Below are 18,148 nucleotides of genomic sequence, written 5' to 3'. Positions count from 1 at the left end.
CGAGCGAAGTGGTCGAGTGAGAGGTAGTGCTGCATGGCGCGCAAACTAGGGTGGGGCAGGCAATTCCACGAACCGGATGCCCCCGAAAGCCTTCCGCTGCTCGTCTTTCCGCATGCCGGGGCGGGCGCGTCGGCATATCGCGAGTTCTCGAAGGTCCTCAGCGAGACGTTCAACGTCATTGTCTTTCAGTACCCGGGGCGCCAAGATCGGGCCGCTGAACCCTCGTGCGCCGCCATTTCCGAGATTGCTGCCGGCGCGTTCAGCGAGTTCGCGGCATCGGAGCACAATCGCGGACTCCCGATCATCACATTCGGTCACAGCATGGGGGCGCTGGTCGCGTTCGAGTTCGTCCGCCTGGCCGAAGCCAACGGTATCGATGTGCGGCACCTCAACGTCTCCGCCGCGGTGGCCCCCTGCAACGCGGCGGCCAAGCCGGCACATCCCAGCGACGACGAAGAAATCCTCAACCATCTGGGCGCGCTCGAGGGCACCGATACGGACGTGTTCAGCAACCGCGAACTCATGAGGCTGGCACTTCCCGTGATCAAGGCCGACTACCACGCTTTTGACACATACTCGTGCGCCGAGGACATCAAGGTGGCGACGCCGATTCACGCCATGGGCGGCGACCAGGACCCTTACATCACACTGGGCGATCTCTACGGGTGGGGCAAGCACACCGATACCGCCAAGGTCACCATGTTCGACGGGGGACACTTCTACTTGCGGTCACACATCGACGCCGTCGCGGCGTTGCTGGCCTCGAGCGCACAGTACGGGCAGCAAGCATGAGCACCAACGGATCCGCCGGAGCAGCCGACCCGATCGTCATCTCCGGAATGGCCGTCGAGGCACCCGGCGGAATCGACAGCCCGGCTTCTTTGTGGGCAGCGCTTGCCGAATCCAGGGAACTACTGAGTCCCTTTCCCCGCGACCGCGGCTGGCCCGTCGATGATCTGTTGTCGGTATCCGACATGGAAGGTTGGGGGCAGGTTTGCGATTCCGGCGGATTCCTGGATGGAGCAACCACATTCGACCCTGGCTTCTTCGGTATCAGCGCCCGCGAGGCCATCGTGTTGCATCCCCAGCAACGGGTTGCGATGCGAGTCGCGTGGAAGGCACTGGAGAATTCCGGAATCAACCCCGGCTCGACTGCCGGGGCAGAGAGCGGCTGTTTCGTCGGCATGTCGCCAATGGAGTACGGACCACGGGCATCGGTAGCCGATGCCTACAGCGGTCATCGGATCGCCTCGCTGGGCCAACTGGGGGGCGCCGCCCGAATTTCGCACAGTCTTGGCCTGATCGGTCCTTCGATCAGTGTCGACACGGCGTGCGCCTCGTCATTGTCCGCACTGCACCTGGCCGCCACGGCGGTGCGGGAGGACGAGTGCGAATGGGCGCTTGCCGGCGCCGTGTGCGTGATGGGTTCGCCCGGAGCGTTTTACGAGTTCGCGAGACTCAATGCCCTTTCCGAGGACGGGCATTGCCGCGCCTATTCCGATAACGCCACCGGCACCGTGTGGGGGGAAGGCGCGGGAATGGTTCTCGTCGAGCGGGAATCACGAGCACGGCGAGAGGGCCGGCGAATCTACGGACGTATCGCGGCCATCCGCACCAACCACAACGGTAAAGGCAAGCCAATCTTGGTTCCCCGGGTACGAGCGCAAGAGCAGGTTATTCGCAAGACGCTGGAGGTGGCGGGAATTGATCCGGTCGAGGTCGGAATGATCGAAGGACACGGCACTGCAACGCCTGCCGGCGACCCAGTCGAATTGATCGCGCTGTTCAAGACCTACGGCGCTGCGGGGTCGGAAGCCCTGCTCGGGTCGATCAAGTCCAATGCCGGACACTCGCAGGCGGCATCCGGAATCCTGGCGTTGATCAAGCTGCTGCTGGCCGGCCAACACGGTCAGATTCCGCCAACCCTTTTCGCGGACAACCCAACCAAAACGGTGGACTGGGATCTGACCGGCCTGCGGCTGGCGACGAAACTACATGAGTGGGAGCCCAAACACGGTGTTCGCTACGGTGCCGTGTCTTCGTTCGGTGCGGGCGGCGCCAATGCCCATGCCATCATTTCGATGCCGGCTACCGGAGTCGGACAGTGAGCGCGGCCGCCTACCGCCTGCCGGACGGCACCATTCCCGTCCTGCTCTCGGCGGACACGCCCGAGCTACTGGACAGCGAGGCCACAGCGCTGCGTGACCATGTCGCAGCTCATCCCGACCTCACCCCCGGCCCGATCTCCGCCATGCTGTTTCGGACGCGGGCCGCTCGCCGGCACCGGGCCCTGGCCATGGTCAGGACGCGTGCGGAGTTGATCGACGCCCTGCAGGCGATGATCGACCGATACGAGCATCCCGCCCTGATTCGTACCGACCCGGCGGCCATCCGCCGTCGCATCGGCTATGTCTTTCCCGGGCAGGGAGGCCAGCGCCCCGGTATGGGACAGCTCTTTTACGAATCGGTGCCCGCGTTTCGCGCCGAGGTAGATCGCTGCGCCCAGGCGTTCGAAGCACAATCCTGCGGGTCACCGCGAAACTATCTGCTCGACAAGAATTTTCAGGATGATGGCAGCGCCGGCATCGTCCAGCCGGCGCTGTTCACCCAGATGGCCGCACTGGCGGCGATGTGGCGATCATTCGGCATTGCGCCCAACGTCACCATCGGGCACAGCCAAGGGGAAGTCGCCGCGGCTTACGTTTCCGGCACGATTACCCTCGAGGACGCCCTGCGCGTCATCGGTATCCGCGCCCACGCCGCCGACGAGTTCGCTGCTGCTGACTACGCCATGGCCATCGTCGCCGCCGACCGGGAAACGTGCGAGGACCTACTCGCCCGATGCTCCGGCTGGGCGCAGCTCTCCGTGGTCAATTCCCCACGCATGGTAGGTATTTCGGGTGAACGGGAAACGGTTCAGGGCATCGTGGACACCTTGACCGAGGGCGGCACCTTCGCCCGGGTTATCCGGGTCCGCTATCCCGCACACACCAGCTTGATCCACGACGGTGCCGACAAACTTCGTGCAGCCATCCAAGACCAACTGCAGCACCCAAGTTTTGTCGACACCGACATCGACTGCCTCGGTGCCACTCTCGGCGCGCCCATCACGTCGGAGCTCCCTGTCGGTGACTATTGGTTTTGGAACCTGCGCAACATCGTTCGGTTCGACAAGGCAATCGCCGCCGCCGTGCAACGTGACGTCGAAACGTTCGTCGAACTGGCCGAGCATCCGACGCTGCAGTTGGCGATTCACGAGAATCTGGCCGCCCTGCGCGACGAAGCCGATGACCGCCCCGCCATGGTGGTAGGAACCTCCGAACGCACCGCCACCGATCTGGGCGAATTCACCCGCAATCTGGCCCAGCTGGCCGTGCATGACCTGAACTACCCATGGGAGTGTCTGCGCGCCGAGCCGGACGGCGCCCAGGCCTTACCGTTGCTCGACTTTCCCAACACCCGAATGAACGAGATCCGGTTGTGGCTGCCCTATGACGAGGTGCTGCCCCGTCGTCAGCCGCCGTCGGTATCAGTTGCTCCCGCAGCACCGTCGGTCCCCGACGCGACCGCGGACACCACACCGGCGCGTCTGCTGGTCGAAGAATGGGTGCGGCTCTCGCAGCGCTCGCTTACGCCGCCACGGGTCGTCGGGATTGTTGACCCCACCGGAGCCTGCGCCCAGCTCGCCACCGCGATGACTGCCGCGGCCCACCAGGCCGGGGCCACGGCTCGGGTGGTCAATGGCGAAAATGACGGCACCGGAGCGGATGTCAACACGCTGGTCATTCTGCTTCCGGAAACACCGAAACTGGATGGCCGCGCCGCCGCCGCCGAGGTCGGAGGATTCTTTTCGAACCGGGCGTGGTGGCCCGGAGTCGACACCGGGGTCACCGACTGCTGGCTGGTGACGGTGGGCGGTGAGGCGGCGACCGCCGCGGATGGGCCGCCAGATCCGGTGCACGCGGCGGCAAGCGCGGGCTTTCGCAGCATCGGCGCCGAACACCCGGGCGTGGGATTCCGCCACCTGGATCTGCCGGCCGGAGCGACGGCCCAAGACTGGGCGCATCCCATTGTGGCGGCGCTGCACACAGCCAACGAACCGGAGCTGGCATATCGCGACGGCGCTTTCTATGCCAAACGGATCGTGGCGGGCGAGGGCGCGGTGGTGCACGGTGCGGGCGCGTGTCCAGAACACGTGCTCATCATCGGCGGGACCGGCAACCTCGGGCTCGAATTCTGCGACCACTTCGCCCACCGCGGCGCACGGAGAATCACTCTGGTGAGCAGATCAGGCGAGTCTGCTGCGGTGGCGGAGCGCCTGGCGCAGCTCCGCTCGGCGACAGCCGCCCAGATCGCTGTCACCCGATGCGACGTGGGTGACCCCGCTGCGGTATCGCGGTTGGCAGCGCAGCACCGGTCCACACCGGCGGATCTGATCATCCATGCCGCCGTGGCTTATGCGTCGGTGGAGTTCTCCGACATCACCACCGATGACGCCGACAATGCGCTCTACGCCAAGGTTGTCGGCATTGGGCAGGTCCTGGACGCTTTCCCCAGGACTGATGGCTGTCGCATCGTTTTGTGCTCTTCGGCACGGGCCACCATCGGTGGTCGCGGACAGGTCATGTACGCCGCGGCCAACCGAATGCTGGACGCGATGGCCCACCGGCTGCGGGCCGAGGGGCTGGACTGCGTCTCCGTGCAGTGGGGCCAGTGGACCGTGCATTTCGATCTCGATGCCTCGAGCATGGCGCAGTTGGCCGCCATCGGTGTGATCCCGATGCCGCCCGCCGAGGCGATCGCGTTGGGAATGCAGCGGCTCGGCCGCAATGCCATCGTCGCGGCATTCAACTTCGATCGCGCCCGCCCGGTACTGGAAACCTTTGGCTACGGCCCGCTGGTATCAGAGCTGCTCTCGCCCGTCAGCGAGACCGCTGCGCCGGCCGAGCCGGCGGACCTACCGGGACGACTCAGCAACCTGCTGGCCGCAGCGATTGGCGCGGAGCGCGCCGAGCGGATCGACACGTCGGTGCCCATGGTCGCGCTCGGACTGGATTCGTTGCAGGCGCTGGAGCTACGCCGGCGCGTCAAGGCCGAGTTTGATCACGAGCTAGAGGTCTCGGATCTGCTCGGCGGGGCGTCGATCGCCGACGTGCTTGCCCAGCTCGGTTCGCGGTGAACGGTTAGTTGCCGGCCATCGCGTCGCGCAGGCTCTTGGGCCGGATGTCGGCCCAGTGCTGCTCGACGTAGGACAGGCAATCGGCGCGCGTGTCCGCGCCGAACGCTACCCGCCAGCCGGCGGGCACATCGGCGAATGTCGGCCACAGGCTGTGCTGTTCCTCGTCATTGATCAGCACATAAAACATGGCGTCTTCGTCATCAAACGGATTGGTGCTCATCGCTTCTCCCCTTTGACCGATTGGTCCCAACCGGTGCGGGCGCTAGGCCGAGTTCGGCACTGAGGATGCGGTCGGACAGCAGACCCAGACAACTCAGATTCGGAAATCCCGGACCTTCGTTGAGGCCGGCCAGATTCGGCAGGAACATTTTCGGGGCAACGCCGGACACAGCCAGATCGGCACCGATGGATTCCTCGAGCCGCTGACAGGTCAGCGGCGCCTGCAGCCCCAGCTCCAGCAAGTCCACCGCATCCTGACTCAGCAACGATAGAAACCACAACGGGTCGGCGCCGGAACCGTCGATGACGAGGTCGAAGTCATGCAAGGTCTCGCGGGGTTCACCGCAGCAGTAGGTGGACAGCGTGAGCCAGATTCGGTTGTCGCGGTTGACCGCACGAGCAACCCGCCCGCGCATATGCCGGATTCGCTCGTCGGTGAGCAGGGATTCCTGTACGCGCGCCGAGAACACCCCACGGTCGGTGCGAGCGATGCAGTCGCGCCGTTCCGACAGGGCCAGATTGCGCCACCCGGCGGGATCGGAGAACAGAGAGTTTTCGAAGAAGCCCTCACCGCGGGTGAACAGGGTCGCCTGCGGCGAGAAGGCCGTGATCGCCGAAACCCGATGATGAAACAGCTCATTGAGGATTGATGCGGCGGTCTCGCCACCGCCGATGACCGCGACGCGTTCGGCAACAATCCGCTCATGTTGTGCCGCGCGGTGCCAGAACTGGGCAATCGACAGCACCCGCGGATCGTGGGCAAGGATCGATCTTTCCGGCTGGCCAGGCCCGGTGAACATCACCATGTCTGCGGTCAGACTCGAGTCGGCCGTATGCACCACCCAGCGAGATTCGTCGACCGACAGCTGAACTACCTCGCCACCAACGACTTCCAGACCAGCCCGGTCGGCAACCCAGCGCAAGTACTGCGCCCACGTGTCGTGGGCCGGCGACGGCCTGCCCCGGTCCACCCAGCCGACAAATTGGTCGGTGTCGACCAGAAAAGACTGCCAGCTAAACCGAATCATCCGCTCGTCGATTTCGGCGTTGCGGCCCGGCCACAGCGCCGACCGATAGGGGAAACCGACGTCCTTTTCGGGGCTGGTACCCAGCCGCTGCCGGCCGTCGGTCCAGCCGCCGCCGGCTCGCCAGTTCGCGGCCACCCCGGTTGACTCGATGGCAACCAGGTCAGGAACCTCGACGCCCATCTCGCGTAGCACCGCCGCCTTCGCCGCCACCGCCGCCGCCTTCGCGCCGGCCCCGACAATCGCGAGCGTGGCGCTCATGCGGCGCCCAGCAATCGCACATGGCCGCGGGAGCACGTTGGGTAATAGCGCTGCCATTTCCAGTTCGCCAGCATCCCGGCGAGGGTGGCGCCGCCCACCAGCCACCTCCCATCCTTAGCCCAGGCTGTCCTAACTTCGAGTACGCTACCCTATGGTCCGAGGGGTGGGAAACGCACGCCCCAAGGGGAGTCGCCGAGTGCCTGTTACATCCGCCCAGCCGCCTCGACCGGGGCCGGTGGCCGGGTTCATTCCGTACCCACCCGAACGAGTGGCCAGCTACCGCGCCGCCGGTTATTGGACCGGTCGCAGCATCGGCTCGCTGTTGCGGCAAGCGGCCGCACGCTGGCCTGACCGAGTGGGTGTGGTCGACGCCGGCGCCAGCCATACGTTCTGCGAACTGGACAAACTGGCCGATCGAGCCGCCGCGGGCTTCGTTTCGCTGGGCATCGCACCGGGCGACCGGGTGCTGCTGCAGTTACCCAATTCGTGCCGGTTCGCGGTCGCCTTGTTCGGCCTGTTGCGCGCCGGAGCCATCCCGGTGATGTGCCTGACCGGACACCGGCTGGCAGAACTGCGCCACTTCGCCGAGGTCAGCGGTGCGGTGGGTTTGATCGTCGCGCAGCACGCCGGCGGCTTCGACTACCGGTCGATGGCCGAGCGGTTGGTCGCCGCTCACCCCCAGTTGCGCCACGTCATCATCGACGGCGAGTCCGGGCCCTTTCTGCCGTGGTCGTCGCTGTCCGAAGGCGCCACACCCGACATCGATGTCGACACCACATCGCCCGCCTTGTTACTCGTCTCAGGTGGCACCACCGGCACTCCGAAACTGATCCCCCGAACACACGACGACTACGTCTACAACGCCACCGCGAGTGCGCAGTTGTGCCGGCTGACCGCTGACGACGTGTACCTCGTGTCGCTGCCGGCGGCGCACAACTTCCCGTTGGCATGTCCGGGCATACTCGGCTCGATGGCCGTCGGCGCCACCATCGTTTTCAGCACCGACCCCAGCCCGGAGGCCGCCTTCACCTTGATCGAGCGCCACGGCGTCACCGTCACGGCGCTGGTACCCGCGCTGGCCAAACTGTGGACCCAGGCCTGTGATTGGGAGCCGGTAACCCCGAAGTCTTTGCGGCTATTGCAAGTTGGTGGCTCCAGATTGGAGCCCGAGGATGCTCGCCAGGCACGAGAGGCATTGACCCCGGGGCTGCAACAGGTCTTCGGGATGGCCGAAGGACTGCTGAACTTCACCCGCCTCGAAGATCCGCCGAACCTCCTCGAGCACACCCAGGGCCGGCCCCTGTGCTCCGCTGACGAATTGCGCATTGTCGACGGCGCGGGCGCGCCGGTGGCTCCCGGCGCAGAGGGCGAGCTACTGGTGCGCGGTCCCTACACCATCAACGGCTACTTCTGCGCCGACCGAGACAACGAGCGCTGCTTCGATCCAGCCGGCTTCTATCGCAGCGGCGACTTGGTCCGACTCCGCGACGACGGCTACCTGCAGGTCACCGGGCGCGTCAAAGACATCATCTGCCGCTGCGGTGAGACCATCTCGGCCCAGGACCTCGAAGAACAGTTGCTCAGCCACCCGGCGATCCGCTCGGCCGCGGCGGTGCCACTGCCGGACCCGGATATGGGCGAGCTGATCTGCGCTGCAATTGTTTTCGCGGGGCCACCGCAGACGCCGCAGACCTTGTCGGGACTCAATGACTATCTCGAGCAGCGTGGCGTGGCCGCACATATCCGCATCGATCGGCTGGTCGCGATGCCGTCGCTGCCGACCACACCGGTGGGAAAGATCGACAAGAAGGCGATCGCGAGCCAGATCCTGACAACCACGGAGACCTGAGCAGGGCAATCACGTCCGCCACGCCGCCATGCGGGTCCGCCGAGCCGACATAGCCGACCGACAAAAAGTGACATTGACTAATGTCACCATTTGGTATTGACTGCATTTTATGACGGACGTCGTTCCGGTCCGCGGGTCATTGCGGTCCCGCACCGCGGTAGCGGTGAGCTCGATAATGATGCCGCCCATCACCGCGGCAATACCGCCGGAGCGCACCTGGGGAATCTGGATGACGCGCCAGGTCATCGCGCGGCTGATGGGCACGCTCGGCCCATCACTGTCGGGCACCCACGTGAAACCGGTGAACTCTGTTCTGCCAGACGGGCGCCGGGTCGTCGGCGAATGGGTCCACGGGCCGCACCTGCCGACCGGGCCCGCACCGAATCGCAGCGGCGCAATCTATTTCGTGCACGGCAGCGGCTACACCATGTGTTCACCCCGGACGCACCGGCGCCTGACGGCTTGGCTGTCCTCACTCACCGGGCTACCGGTGTTCAGCGTCGACTACCGATTGGCGCCACGACACCGCTTCCCCACCGCCGCCGACGACGTGCGGGCCGGGTGGGACTGGCTGCCGGGCGCATGCGGCTTGTCGCCGGAACGCATGGTCGTGGTGGCCGATTCGGCGGGCGGTCACCTATCGGTTGATTTGCTCTTGCAGCCCGACGTCGCCGCCCGGCCGCCGGCCTCACTGGTGCTGTTCTCACCGCTGATCGACCTGACCTTCGGGCTCTCGGCCGCACGCGAACGGACGAAGCCCGATCCCGCCGTCCAAGCGGCCACCGCGGCGCGCGTGGTCGGCCTCTACCACGCCGGGATCGATCCCACCCATCACCGCCTCAGCCTCGACGTCGCGGGCGGATCGCCACTTCCCAGCACGCTGATCCAGGCCGGCGCGGCCGAGATGCTGGAGGCGGATGCGCGTCAGCTGGCCGCCGACATTCGCACTGCCGGTGGCCGCTGCGAACTGCAGGTCTGGCCCGATCAGATGCACGTATTCCAGGCACTGCCGCGGATGACTCCGGAGGCCGCCAAAGCCATGGCCTACGCCTCCGCGTTCATCGCAGGCTCATTGCAGGACAACGCTACTGCCGAGGCGGTCTGACATGTTGGGTCCCTTGGACAAGCTGCTGGGCAAGTCCCGAAAGACCAGCCACGATGCCCTGGCGGTGGTCACCGGAGCGGGCAGCGGAATCGGCGCCGCATTCGCGCTCGAACTCGGTCGCCGCGGTAGCGCGGTAGTTTGCAGCGACATCGACGAAGTGGCCGCCCAGAACACGGTCGCAGCGCTGACCGAGGCGGGCGCCAGAGCCATCTCGATCGGCTGCGACGTCTCACGCATCGAAGACGTGACGGCGCTGGCCGAACGCTCACAAGCCTGGTTCGATGGACCGCCGACATTGGTGATCAACAACGCCGGCGTCGGTGCTGGCGGCGCGGGTATCGGCGAAATCCCCCTTGATGATTGGTTATGGACCCTGGGCATCAATCTCTGGGGCCCGATCCATGGCTGCCATGTTTTCACCCCCATCCTGCGGGAGGCCGGACGGGCGGTCGGCCCGCGGGGCATCATCAACGTCGCCTCGGCCGCCGCATTCGGCGCGGCTCCGGGCATGGCCGCCTATAACGTCAGCAAGGCTGGGGTGCTCTCACTATCGGAAACCCTGGCCGCCGAACTATCCGGCACCGGCATCAATGTCACCGTGCTGTGCCCGACCTTCGTCAAGACCAACATCGTCGAGTCCGGTCGGATCAGCGAGCAGTCCAGCGAGGTCGTCACCAAACTCATTCGCTGGACCGGATTTTCGCCCGACAAGGTGGCACGCATCTGTCTGGACGCCAACGACCGCGGCGATCTGTACTGCATGCCCCAGCTGGACGCCAAGATCGGGTGGAACATCAAGCGGATGGCGCCCGGCACATACACCAGGGCGGCCGGTCTGATTTTGCGGGCGACGATGCGCTAAGAGCCCGTTTCACCAACGGAAGGAGCTTCTGGTGACGATCGACATGGAAGCTATGCTCGCCAAGATCAAGGATCGTCAGTGGGCGCTCGCCGACATCGACTGGGAAGCACCGGGCGCCGATACCATTCGGCCCGAATTCCGGCCCAAGCTCAAGGCATTCATGGCGGACCTGTGCTGGATCGAGAACATCGGGGCGCGCGGCTTCGCCGCGCTGGCCAAGAAAGCCCCCGACCCGACAATCGCGGAAATCTACCGGTATTTTCACGCCGAAGAACAGCGCCACGCCAACGCCGAGCTAGCCCTGATGAAGCGCTGGGGCATGCTCGACGAGGGCGAACTTCCCAAACCCAACGTCAACATCCGGTTGGCTATCGAATGGCTGGACACCTACTCGGATGGCATGCCGCTGTCCGTGCTGGGCACCGTGATTCCGATGCTCGAAGTGGCGCTCGACGGGGCGCTGTTGAAGTTCCTCCTCGATAGCGTCGAAGATCCGGTGTGCCACCAGGTGTTCGAGAAGATCAACAACGACGAATCCCGGCACATCGCCGTGGATTTCGAGGTGCTCGACATGATCGGGCACGCCACGGCGCGCCGGCTGGCGATCGAGTTCGTCGGCAATATCGCCTCGCCGGGACTGATCATCGGCGCACTCATCTACATACCGCTGCTCAACCGGGTGCGCAATGAGATGGCCGGCATGGGCATGGAACCGGAGCGGTTGTACAACGCGGTCAAGCGCTTCAGGCAACTCGGCGAGCGCAGCGCGAAAACACCACGGGTTCCGGCGTACCGCGTCCTCAAGCGCCATGCCGCCATGGTGGTCAACCCGAGCCACCCCTATCACCTACTGGCCAACTCCATGGTGTGGCTGTCGGACTACTACCCCAAGCCCTTGTTGAAGCCGATACCCAGCTGGTTCAAAGAACTCACCTATCGGCCAGCGGCGTGACCATGGCGCCCGATCACGCCTACGCGACGCTGATTGTGGGAGCGGGCCTCACCGGACTGGGTGCGGCAATCCGACTCGCCGAGGCCGGTTTGAGCAACCCCGATGAGGTGGTGATTCTGGAGCGCGGCGACCGGATCGGCGGAACCTGGCGCGACACCACCTATCCGGGCGCCAGCTGCGACATACCCTCACTGCTGTACTCGTTCTCGTTCGTCCGCAACCCCAAGTGGTCACGCACCTACTCCCCCGCCGCGGAGATCTACCGGCACATCGAGGCCATGGTGAACCGGTTCGGTATCGGTGATCGCATCCGGTTCGGCCAACGAGTCACTGGCCTCACATTCAACCAAGACACCGGCATCTGGACCGCGACAACGCAGGCGGGCGAAAGGTTTCGGGCCCGGACCGTCATCCTGGCTTCCGGTCCGCTCTCCGATGTCAGCTTCCCCGACATCCGGGGCCTGGATCGCTATGAAGGTCACAAGATCCACAGCGCGCGCTGGGACCACGACTACGACTTCAGCGGCAAGCGAGTCGCCGTTGTCGGCACCGGAGCCAGCGCCGTGCAAATCGTCCCGGAACTGGTGAATCAGGCCGGCTTCGTCAAGGTCTTCCAGCGCACCCCCTGTTGGGTCTTGCCACGGCTCGACGTCGCCACGCCACCCGCCGTGCAGGCCTTGTTCACCAAAGTCCCCGCTGCTCAACAACTCGCGCGACAAGCCCTGTTCTGGGGCCACGAGGCCACCGCGGGCGCGTTGGTGTGGAACACTCCGCTGACGTCGCTGGTGGCGTTACTGGGCCAGGCCCATCTTCGCGGTCAGGTCAAAGACCGGTGGTTACGCCGCCAACTGACGCCGGACTTCCGCCCGGGCTGCAAGCGCATGCTGGTTTCCAGCGACTACTATCCCGCGCTGCAACGCCCGAACTGCAAACTCATCGACTGGCCGATCGCGACGCTGAGCCCGGTTGGCATCCGGACCAGCGATGGTCTAGAGCATCACCTGGACTGCATCATGTTCGCGACCGGCTACGACGTCCATCTGACGGGACCTCCCTTCCCGGTCACCGGCATCGGCGGCCGGTCGCTGGCCGATGAATGGGCCCACGGCGCACAGGCTTACAAGAGCATCAACGCACACGGATATCCCAATCTGTTCTTCATGACCGGACCGAACTCCGGGCCCGGGCACAATTCGTTGCTGGTGTACATCGAAGGCCAACTCGACTACGCGGTGCGCGCCATCACCACGATCCTCGACGAACGCCTGCGCTATCTCGATGTGCGTGCAGACGTCCAGCGCCGCTACAACGAGCGAATCCAGCGTCGGCTTGCCAAGACGACGTGGATGTCGGGTTGCCGCAGTTGGTATCTCACCAAAGAGGGGTTCAACGGGTCGATGTTTCCCGGGTTTGCCACCGAGTACCTTTGCCAAATGCGGGATTTCCGCTACGGCCACTACCATGCGGTCGCCCAAGACGCCGGCAGCCTGGTGACCTCGACGGCATGATCCCCAACGGTGACATGACCAACGACCGATCGGCGCGACCCGACCCCGGCACCATAGCCAGCGTGCTGCACAACGTGCGGCGCGCGCCGAAACGTGTCCGGCGCCAATCGCGGGAGCTTGGCGAGTTCATCGAAGCCGCTGTGACACAACTTTTCGATGCGGCCGTCCGGCACTCCAATGGTGGCGCGGCCTCAGGTGAATACCGGATCGACGAACTGGCCAGACTGGCCGGCACCACCACCCGCAACATTCGGGTGTACCGAGACCGCGGCCTGCTGCCCCCGCCGCTGCGGGTCGGCCGAATCGCGTTGTTCAACGACACCCATCTGATCCGGCTTCGGCTCATCACGTCCATGCTCGACCGGGGGTACAACATCGCACATGTTCGAGAGATGCTTAGCGCCTGGGAGGAAGGCAGAAACCTCGGCGACGTCCTGGGCTTGGAGACGGCCATCGTCGGCAGCTGGACCACCGAGAAACCGCAAGCCATGCCACTTGCCCAGGCTCAGCGGCGCGTCGACGATCCACTGGCATTCGAACGGCTGGTGGCGCTGCGACTGATCCGCATCGACGGCACCCAGGCGATCATTGCCCGCCCCAAACTCATTGACGCATTCAACGAGGTACGGGGCTATGGCATCAGCATGGACAAACTCATCGACCTGCACGAGCAGATCCTTCCCAAGGTCGACGAGATCAGCGACCTGCTGGTGCGAGCCGGCGCCGAGCATGTTGTGGATCGGATCAAGCCGGGCGAGCCGCTGCCCGGTGACGCCGAGATCGCCGAGCTGATCACCATGCTGATCCGGTTCCGGACCCAAGCCGTCGCATCGATCACCGCGACGCTGGCGTCCTCGATCGAATCAACCATCGAGTCACTGGTCAGCCGCCTACTCTCGGACTACATCGAGCAATCCTCGGAGGCCCAACCCGCCCTGCGGCGCCAGCAGGCACCGTGAGCCACCGATGCCGGGCCAACCGGCTCGGTGATCACATTCTGCTGAGGGTAAGCGTCCCTTCGGTTTTGAGCACCCGACTGGCGGTGATCTTCTCTGCCCTGCGCTCCTCGCGCTCGAGGTAGCGCTGCTTGGACTCGTCGAACTTGTCGCCGGCTTGTTCGAGCTCCTTGATCAGCACACCGAGATCGTCGCGCATCCACGCGGCCTCGCCCGTGAAGTCCTCCCGCTCGAAAATCCGCCACTTCTTCAGCACCGGCATCACCACCTCGTTGAGGTGGATCCGCGGGTCGTAGATGCCGCCGACGGCGATGATCACGGCCTTGCGACGGAACTCCGGGACGGTGAACCCGGGCATCTTGAAGTTGCGCAATATCCGGTGCACAGACTTCATCGCCTGGTTCGGTGCGATGTCCAGCCCGGCCGCGCTGACGTCACGGTAGAAGATCATGTGCAAGTTCTCGTCGTGCGACACCCTGGCCATCAACTGCTCGGCGATCGGGTCGTTGCTGGCTTTACCGGTGTTGCGGTGCGAGACGCGGGTGGCCAACTCCTGAAACGACACGTACATGACCGAGTCGAACACACTTTCCGCAAACAGATCACCCTGTTGGTTCTGGCCCGGGCTGAAGCCTCTTGTCATTTGCTCCAGGCGCAGCTTCTCCAGCTCTACGGGGTCGACAGCACGTGTCACCACCAGATAGTCACGCAGCGCGGTGCTGTGTCGGTTCTCCTCGGCGGTCCACCGGTTGACCCACTGTCCCCATGGACCGTCCATGCTGAAGTTCATCGCGATCTCGCGGTGATACGACGGTAAGTTGTCCTCGGTCAACAGATTCTGCACCATCGCCACTTGAGCGACGTCGGTGAGCTGGCTCTGCCCGGGCTCCCAATCCTGGCCGTCGAGGGCGTAGTAGTTCTTGCCATCGGACCAGGGAACGTAGTCGTGCGGATTCCATTCTTTGAACATCGAGATGTGCCGGTTGAGCAGATTCTCCACCACGGGCTGAAGCTCGTGGAGTAGCTGCAGGTTGGTCATTTCCTTGGACACGTTGGTCTCCCAGCTATGTGTTCCGTCCAGTTACGGGCAATATATCTGTAAACCGCGGTTACATTCAAGTCAGGCGCGCCGGGCGGGACCGACCAATCCGAGATCGCCGTCGTAGCGGGGATAGAGCAACTGGCCGCGGCCAGTAGCCGAGTCGGTGAAAAACAGCAGCTGAAGCCCGTGTTCGCGGGCGCGGCACAGGGCCTCCTCCTCGGTGAGGGCCAGCGTCGGGCGAGAATTCACGATCAGGGGTACCGGCGGCGCCGAATTGCTCGGCGACCAAGCCCATCCCGGCGGATATACGTGCCGCTGCCGAGCCAGCCGCAGCCCCGAGGGGCCGGCCCGGTAGACCACCGCGTCCTCGCCCGTTTCTGCGTCGGTGAACACGTGCGCGTCGTAGTCCATCGCATCCATCACGGCCACCGCCGCCAGGGGCGTCGAGCACTGCAGCGAGACCGGCTTGCGACGCGCGATGGCCGCATCAGGCCGCACGAACAGCCGACGACGCGTCAGATCGGGCCAGGGCCGGGGACGCCACTGGTCATGCATCCGCACGATATGACGGTCCAGCCCGAGCAATGCCGGCGTCAGATCATCGATGCCGGGCGTAACGGCAAGCACCCGAGCCGGAAGTTCCCCCACCCGCAGGTTCACCTGCACCACCATCGGGCCACGGCCACAAGCTCCCGTCTTGAGACGCACCCGGGCCCCTCCGACGATCTCGCGGTGCACCAGAATTTGACCCACCGCGCGCGCCACCTGCTCACCATGAGCAGCCGACACCGACGCACTGGAAAGCACGGTCACATCAGGGAACTCCCGCACCGACCACGGCCTGGGTGCATACACGGCGCACCGACCCCGCTTTCTCGACATGTGTTGCTGCCGCTGAAAGGGAAGCCTGGCTGGCCAGATGCCTACTCGGCTAGGGCCGAAAGTCCTTGCGCACGGTGTGCGATTGATCACCGTTTGGTCAACGGCGTCCACTCACCCGGCGTACGGCAGACGTCCTCGTGCCCTACCGCAGTGTGAGCGCGCGGCGGCACTTACCGCCGGCGTTGCGAAAGCCTCGAAGGCTACTGACGCTCAACCAGATACGGCGCCAACGTGGAGAGCTTCTCGCAGGTCTCCTCGAATTCGCGCTCGGGCTGGGATGCCTCGATGATGCCGGCACCCGCCCGCAACCAGGTGCGCCCGTCACGCTCGTAGGCGGCGCGCAGTGTCAGGGCGGCATCGAGCCCACCATCGGCCGACAACATGACGACCGCCCCCGAATACAGTCCGCGCGGACCTTCGTCGAGACGCAAGATCGCGTCGACACCGTCGGCCTTGGGGATGCCCGATGCCGTCACGGCGGGAAAAAGCGCCTCCAACGCATTCATCCGATCGCTGGCCGCATCCAGGCGGGCGCTGATCGTCGAACCGAGGTGCTGCACGCTACCGCGCTCGCGCACCGACATGAAATCGATCACCGCTGCGGTTCCGGGCTCGGCCACCTCGGTGATCTCGTGCAACGACGTGCGCACCGAAATAGCATGCTCGACAATCTCTTTGGCATTGCTCTCCAGGTCCCCACGGGCCAGCCGATCATGGGCGGCACCCCGGCCCAGCGCGCGCGTGCCGGCCAACGGCTCGGTGACCACCACACCGCTGGGCGAAACCGCGGTGACGAGTTCCGGGCTAAAGCCGAGGGCGCGAATTCCACCAAGCCGCAGCAAGAATGACCGTACGGGTGTGTTGCGCTCACGGCCCCGCCGATACGTCGACGGAAAATCGAGCCGGAACGGCACCTCTACGCAACGGGACAGGATTACCTTGTGGTACGCGCCGGACGCGATCTCACGAACCGCTACCGCCACGCGGTCGCGATAGCCCGACGGATCGGCGCTCAGATCGATGGTTCGAGATCGCGGCACCGTGGGCAGCCCGTCGCGCAGCAGCCGCAGCACCGCCTCGCGCTCGTGCGGCTCCGCGCCGAACAGGCTTACGTCATCGCGGGTCACCACGATGCGGGTGCGCGGCCAGAAGACCCGAGCCAGCGGGGTGCCCGGGGCCAGGCGCGCCTGCAGACCGTAGCGGTACAGCCCGAATTCGAAAGCCACCCAGCCGAAGACCTGATCGGTCTCCAACAACAATCTGTCGATGGCCTCGCCCAGGACCTCCCCAGGTCGCCCCGACCACTGCTGGCGCTGAGTCACACCGTCGCGGATAACCCGGACCTCGTCGCTGTCCAACTCCACCATCGCCTGCACACCCGACGCCAGGACCCACTGGCCGTCACGCTCGTAGAGCAGGTATTGGGTACCTTCGGGTCTCACCGCCTCGCACAGCACGACGGCCAACTCGGCCGCAAGGTCGGCCGGACCGATATCGGCCGGCATCGGGATCGACGGTTCAGCGGTACTGACAGCACTCGCTTCGACACTAACCTCCACCACAGTAGGTAAATGTAGCCTAACCTACGTAAATTCGCGCTATCCGCTCCCGTAAGACGCGGCTACCGGCCAAGACTCAGCGGGAATCAATGGCGGGACCCATGCGCGCCGGACCCCCCTGCCGGTGGCGCCAACGCATCCCACCTCAACCCCGAGTCACGCCAGCTCACCCGCCGCCACCAGCCCATCACGCTCGCCTCGCCGACCTCTGGCTTGCACAACGACCACAGATCGCCAACCATTTACCTGATCGACACACCGTGAGATGCTGCTGAGCGGGCAGTTCTCTTACCATCACTGTCTAGCCAGCTAGCCAGTCGCAGAGATGCCCGCCGGCGCTCACCCACCCCCGCCCAAGACCGCCTGCCGCAAGCATCAAGGAGGACCAGCACATGTTCGTAATCCGGCTTGCCGACGGAGAAGAAGTCACCGGCGAATGCGATGAGCTCACCATCAACCACGACACCGGCGTTTTGACGGTCTGCAAGGTCGACGGCTTCGAGGAAACGACGACTCACTACTCGCCATACGCCTGGCGGTCGGTGACGTACCGAAAGCGCGACATCGGCGTCAGGCCGTCGCTGGTTTCTTCGGCGCGTTGAACGCCGCAACGCCCGTCTCACAGTGGATTGCCAGATAACTCACACTAAACTGGCGGCCAGCTGACTTTTACGGCATGTTGCCAGCGCAATTGCCATCGCCGACTGTTACATGGCTGTTTCGGCCGCTGCCGTGTCGGCCAAAACGGC

At 65.0% G+C, this 18,148-nt stretch carries 15 protein-coding genes; 10 read left to right on the top strand and 5 right to left on the bottom strand.

Annotated elements, in window-relative coordinates; all coding sequences use genetic code 11:
* The first annotated feature begins 33 nt into the window (after positions 1–33).
* From MMSP_RS11780 to nbtC, 3 genes are read left to right on the top strand one after another with little or no spacing between them, the layout of a single operon-like run.
* Positions 34–792, top strand: a complete 759-nt coding sequence (locus tag MMSP_RS11780; protein ID WP_020786779.1) for a thioesterase II family protein — start codon at positions 34–36, stop codon at positions 790–792.
* Positions 789–2,108 (top strand): polyketide synthase, encoded by a 1,320-nt coding sequence (locus MMSP_RS11775; protein WP_020786778.1) that lies wholly within the window; start codon positions 789–791, stop codon positions 2,106–2,108. Before MMSP_RS11780 ends, MMSP_RS11775 begins: the two co-directional genes overlap by 4 nt.
* Complete coding sequence (gene nbtC, locus MMSP_RS11770; RefSeq protein WP_020786777.1) at positions 2,105–5,179, top strand: nocobactin polyketide synthase NbtC; 3,075 nt, start codon at positions 2,105–2,107, stop codon at positions 5,177–5,179. The genes MMSP_RS11775 and nbtC overlap by 4 nt, the downstream gene beginning before the upstream one ends.
* Before the next feature lie 4 nt (positions 5,180–5,183).
* On the opposite strand, the gene MMSP_RS11765 is transcribed toward nbtC, so the two are convergent.
* Together MMSP_RS11765 and mbtG are read right to left on the bottom strand one after the other, a co-directional pair.
* Positions 5,184–5,399, bottom strand: coding sequence for an MbtH family protein (locus MMSP_RS11765; RefSeq protein ID WP_011741377.1), 216 nt, complete (start codon positions 5,397–5,399; stop codon positions 5,184–5,186).
* Positions 5,380–6,684, bottom strand: a complete 1,305-nt coding sequence (gene mbtG, locus MMSP_RS11760) for an NADPH-dependent L-lysine N(6)-monooxygenase MbtG (protein ID WP_036426447.1) — start codon at positions 6,682–6,684, stop codon at positions 5,380–5,382. The genes MMSP_RS11765 and mbtG overlap by 20 nt, the downstream gene beginning before the upstream one ends.
* Before the next feature lie 196 nt (positions 6,685–6,880).
* Between mbtG and MMSP_RS11755 the strand changes: the two genes are divergently transcribed.
* The 6 genes from MMSP_RS11755 to MMSP_RS11730 all read left to right on the top strand — a co-directional run bounded on the left by MMSP_RS11755 (position 6,881) and on the right by MMSP_RS11730 (position 13,919).
* Positions 6,881–8,533 carry a (2,3-dihydroxybenzoyl)adenylate synthase gene (locus MMSP_RS11755; protein ID WP_036426446.1) on the top strand — a complete coding sequence of 551 codons (1,653 nt, stop codon included), beginning with the start codon at positions 6,881–6,883 and terminating at the stop codon, positions 8,531–8,533.
* A gap of 109 nt (positions 8,534–8,642) precedes the next feature.
* Positions 8,643–9,638 (top strand): alpha/beta hydrolase, encoded by a 996-nt coding sequence (locus MMSP_RS11750; RefSeq protein ID WP_020786774.1) that lies wholly within the window; start codon positions 8,643–8,645, stop codon positions 9,636–9,638.
* A gap of 1 nt (position 9,639) precedes the next feature.
* Positions 9,640–10,500 (top strand): SDR family NAD(P)-dependent oxidoreductase, encoded by an 861-nt coding sequence (locus tag MMSP_RS11745; RefSeq protein WP_011741381.1) that lies wholly within the window; start codon positions 9,640–9,642, stop codon positions 10,498–10,500.
* A gap of 31 nt (positions 10,501–10,531) precedes the next feature.
* Positions 10,532–11,452, top strand: coding sequence for a hypothetical protein (locus MMSP_RS11740; RefSeq protein ID WP_020786773.1), 921 nt, complete (start codon positions 10,532–10,534; stop codon positions 11,450–11,452).
* Entirely contained in the window at positions 11,449–12,960 is a 1,512-nt protein-coding gene (locus tag MMSP_RS11735) for an NAD(P)/FAD-dependent oxidoreductase (RefSeq protein ID WP_020786772.1), read from the top strand. Before MMSP_RS11740 ends, MMSP_RS11735 begins: the two co-directional genes overlap by 4 nt.
* Positions 12,957–13,919 (top strand): MerR family transcriptional regulator, encoded by a 963-nt coding sequence (locus MMSP_RS11730; protein WP_020786771.1) that lies wholly within the window; start codon positions 12,957–12,959, stop codon positions 13,917–13,919. Before MMSP_RS11735 ends, MMSP_RS11730 begins: the two co-directional genes overlap by 4 nt.
* A 31-nt stretch (positions 13,920–13,950) precedes the next feature.
* Here the strand turns inward: MMSP_RS11730 and MMSP_RS11725 are convergent, their stop codons facing one another.
* The 3 genes from MMSP_RS11725 to MMSP_RS11715 all read right to left on the bottom strand — a co-directional run bounded on the left by MMSP_RS11725 (position 13,951) and on the right by MMSP_RS11715 (position 17,402).
* Entirely contained in the window at positions 13,951–14,955 is a 1,005-nt protein-coding gene (locus MMSP_RS11725) for an acyl-ACP desaturase (protein WP_369797351.1), read from the bottom strand.
* 81 nt (positions 14,956–15,036) lie between these two features.
* A complete protein-coding gene (locus tag MMSP_RS11720) occupies positions 15,037–15,840 on the bottom strand; it encodes a sigma 54 modulation/S30EA ribosomal C-terminal domain-containing protein (RefSeq protein WP_051153663.1) in 804 nt (267 codons plus the stop codon).
* A gap of 200 nt (positions 15,841–16,040) precedes the next feature.
* Positions 16,041–17,402 (bottom strand): salicylate synthase, encoded by a 1,362-nt coding sequence (locus tag MMSP_RS11715; RefSeq protein ID WP_020786769.1) that lies wholly within the window; start codon positions 17,400–17,402, stop codon positions 16,041–16,043.
* 389 nt (positions 17,403–17,791) lie between these two features.
* Here MMSP_RS11715 and MMSP_RS11710 point away from each other — a divergent pair, with 389 nt between their 5' ends.
* Positions 17,792–18,001: a hypothetical protein gene (locus MMSP_RS11710; RefSeq protein WP_012395320.1), complete on the top strand. Its 210-nt coding sequence runs from the start codon at positions 17,792–17,794 to the stop codon at positions 17,999–18,001.
* Positions 18,002–18,148 lie beyond the last annotated feature (147 nt).

Source organism: Mycobacterium sp. 012931, assembly GCF_000419295.1.
GTDB classification, from domain to species: domain Bacteria; phylum Actinomycetota; class Actinomycetes; order Mycobacteriales; family Mycobacteriaceae; genus Mycobacterium; species Mycobacterium marinum.
The sequence above is the reverse complement of the archived record's forward strand: the minus strand, read 5'-3'. Positions and strand labels throughout refer to the sequence as shown.

What these genes read in the sequence shown, in the direction of transcription:
- MMSP_RS11780 (WP_020786779.1), top strand. Translation starts at nt 34, where the DNA reads ATGGCGCGCAAACTAGGGTGGGGCAGGCAATTCCACGAACCGGATGCC.
- MMSP_RS11775 (WP_020786778.1), top strand. Translation starts at nt 789, where the DNA reads ATGAGCACCAACGGATCCGCCGGAGCAGCCGACCCGATCGTCATCTCC.
- MMSP_RS11765 (WP_011741377.1), bottom strand. Translation starts at nt 5,399, where the DNA reads ATGAGCACCAATCCGTTTGATGACGAAGACGCCATGTTTTATGTGCTG.
- mbtG (WP_036426447.1), bottom strand. Translation starts at nt 6,684, where the DNA reads ATGAGCGCCACGCTCGCGATTGTCGGGGCCGGCGCGAAGGCGGCGGCG.
- MMSP_RS11750 (WP_020786774.1), top strand. Translation starts at nt 8,643, where the DNA reads ATGACGGACGTCGTTCCGGTCCGCGGGTCATTGCGGTCCCGCACCGCG.
- MMSP_RS11745 (WP_011741381.1), top strand. Translation starts at nt 9,640, where the DNA reads ATGTTGGGTCCCTTGGACAAGCTGCTGGGCAAGTCCCGAAAGACCAGC.
- MMSP_RS11730 (WP_020786771.1), top strand. Translation starts at nt 12,957, where the DNA reads ATGATCCCCAACGGTGACATGACCAACGACCGATCGGCGCGACCCGAC.
- MMSP_RS11725 (WP_369797351.1), bottom strand. Translation starts at nt 14,955, where the DNA reads ATGACCAACCTGCAGCTACTCCACGAGCTTCAGCCCGTGGTGGAGAAT.
- MMSP_RS11720 (WP_051153663.1), bottom strand. Translation starts at nt 15,840, where the DNA reads ATGTCGAGAAAGCGGGGTCGGTGCGCCGTGTATGCACCCAGGCCGTGG.
- MMSP_RS11710 (WP_012395320.1), top strand. Translation starts at nt 17,792, where the DNA reads ATGTTCGTAATCCGGCTTGCCGACGGAGAAGAAGTCACCGGCGAATGC.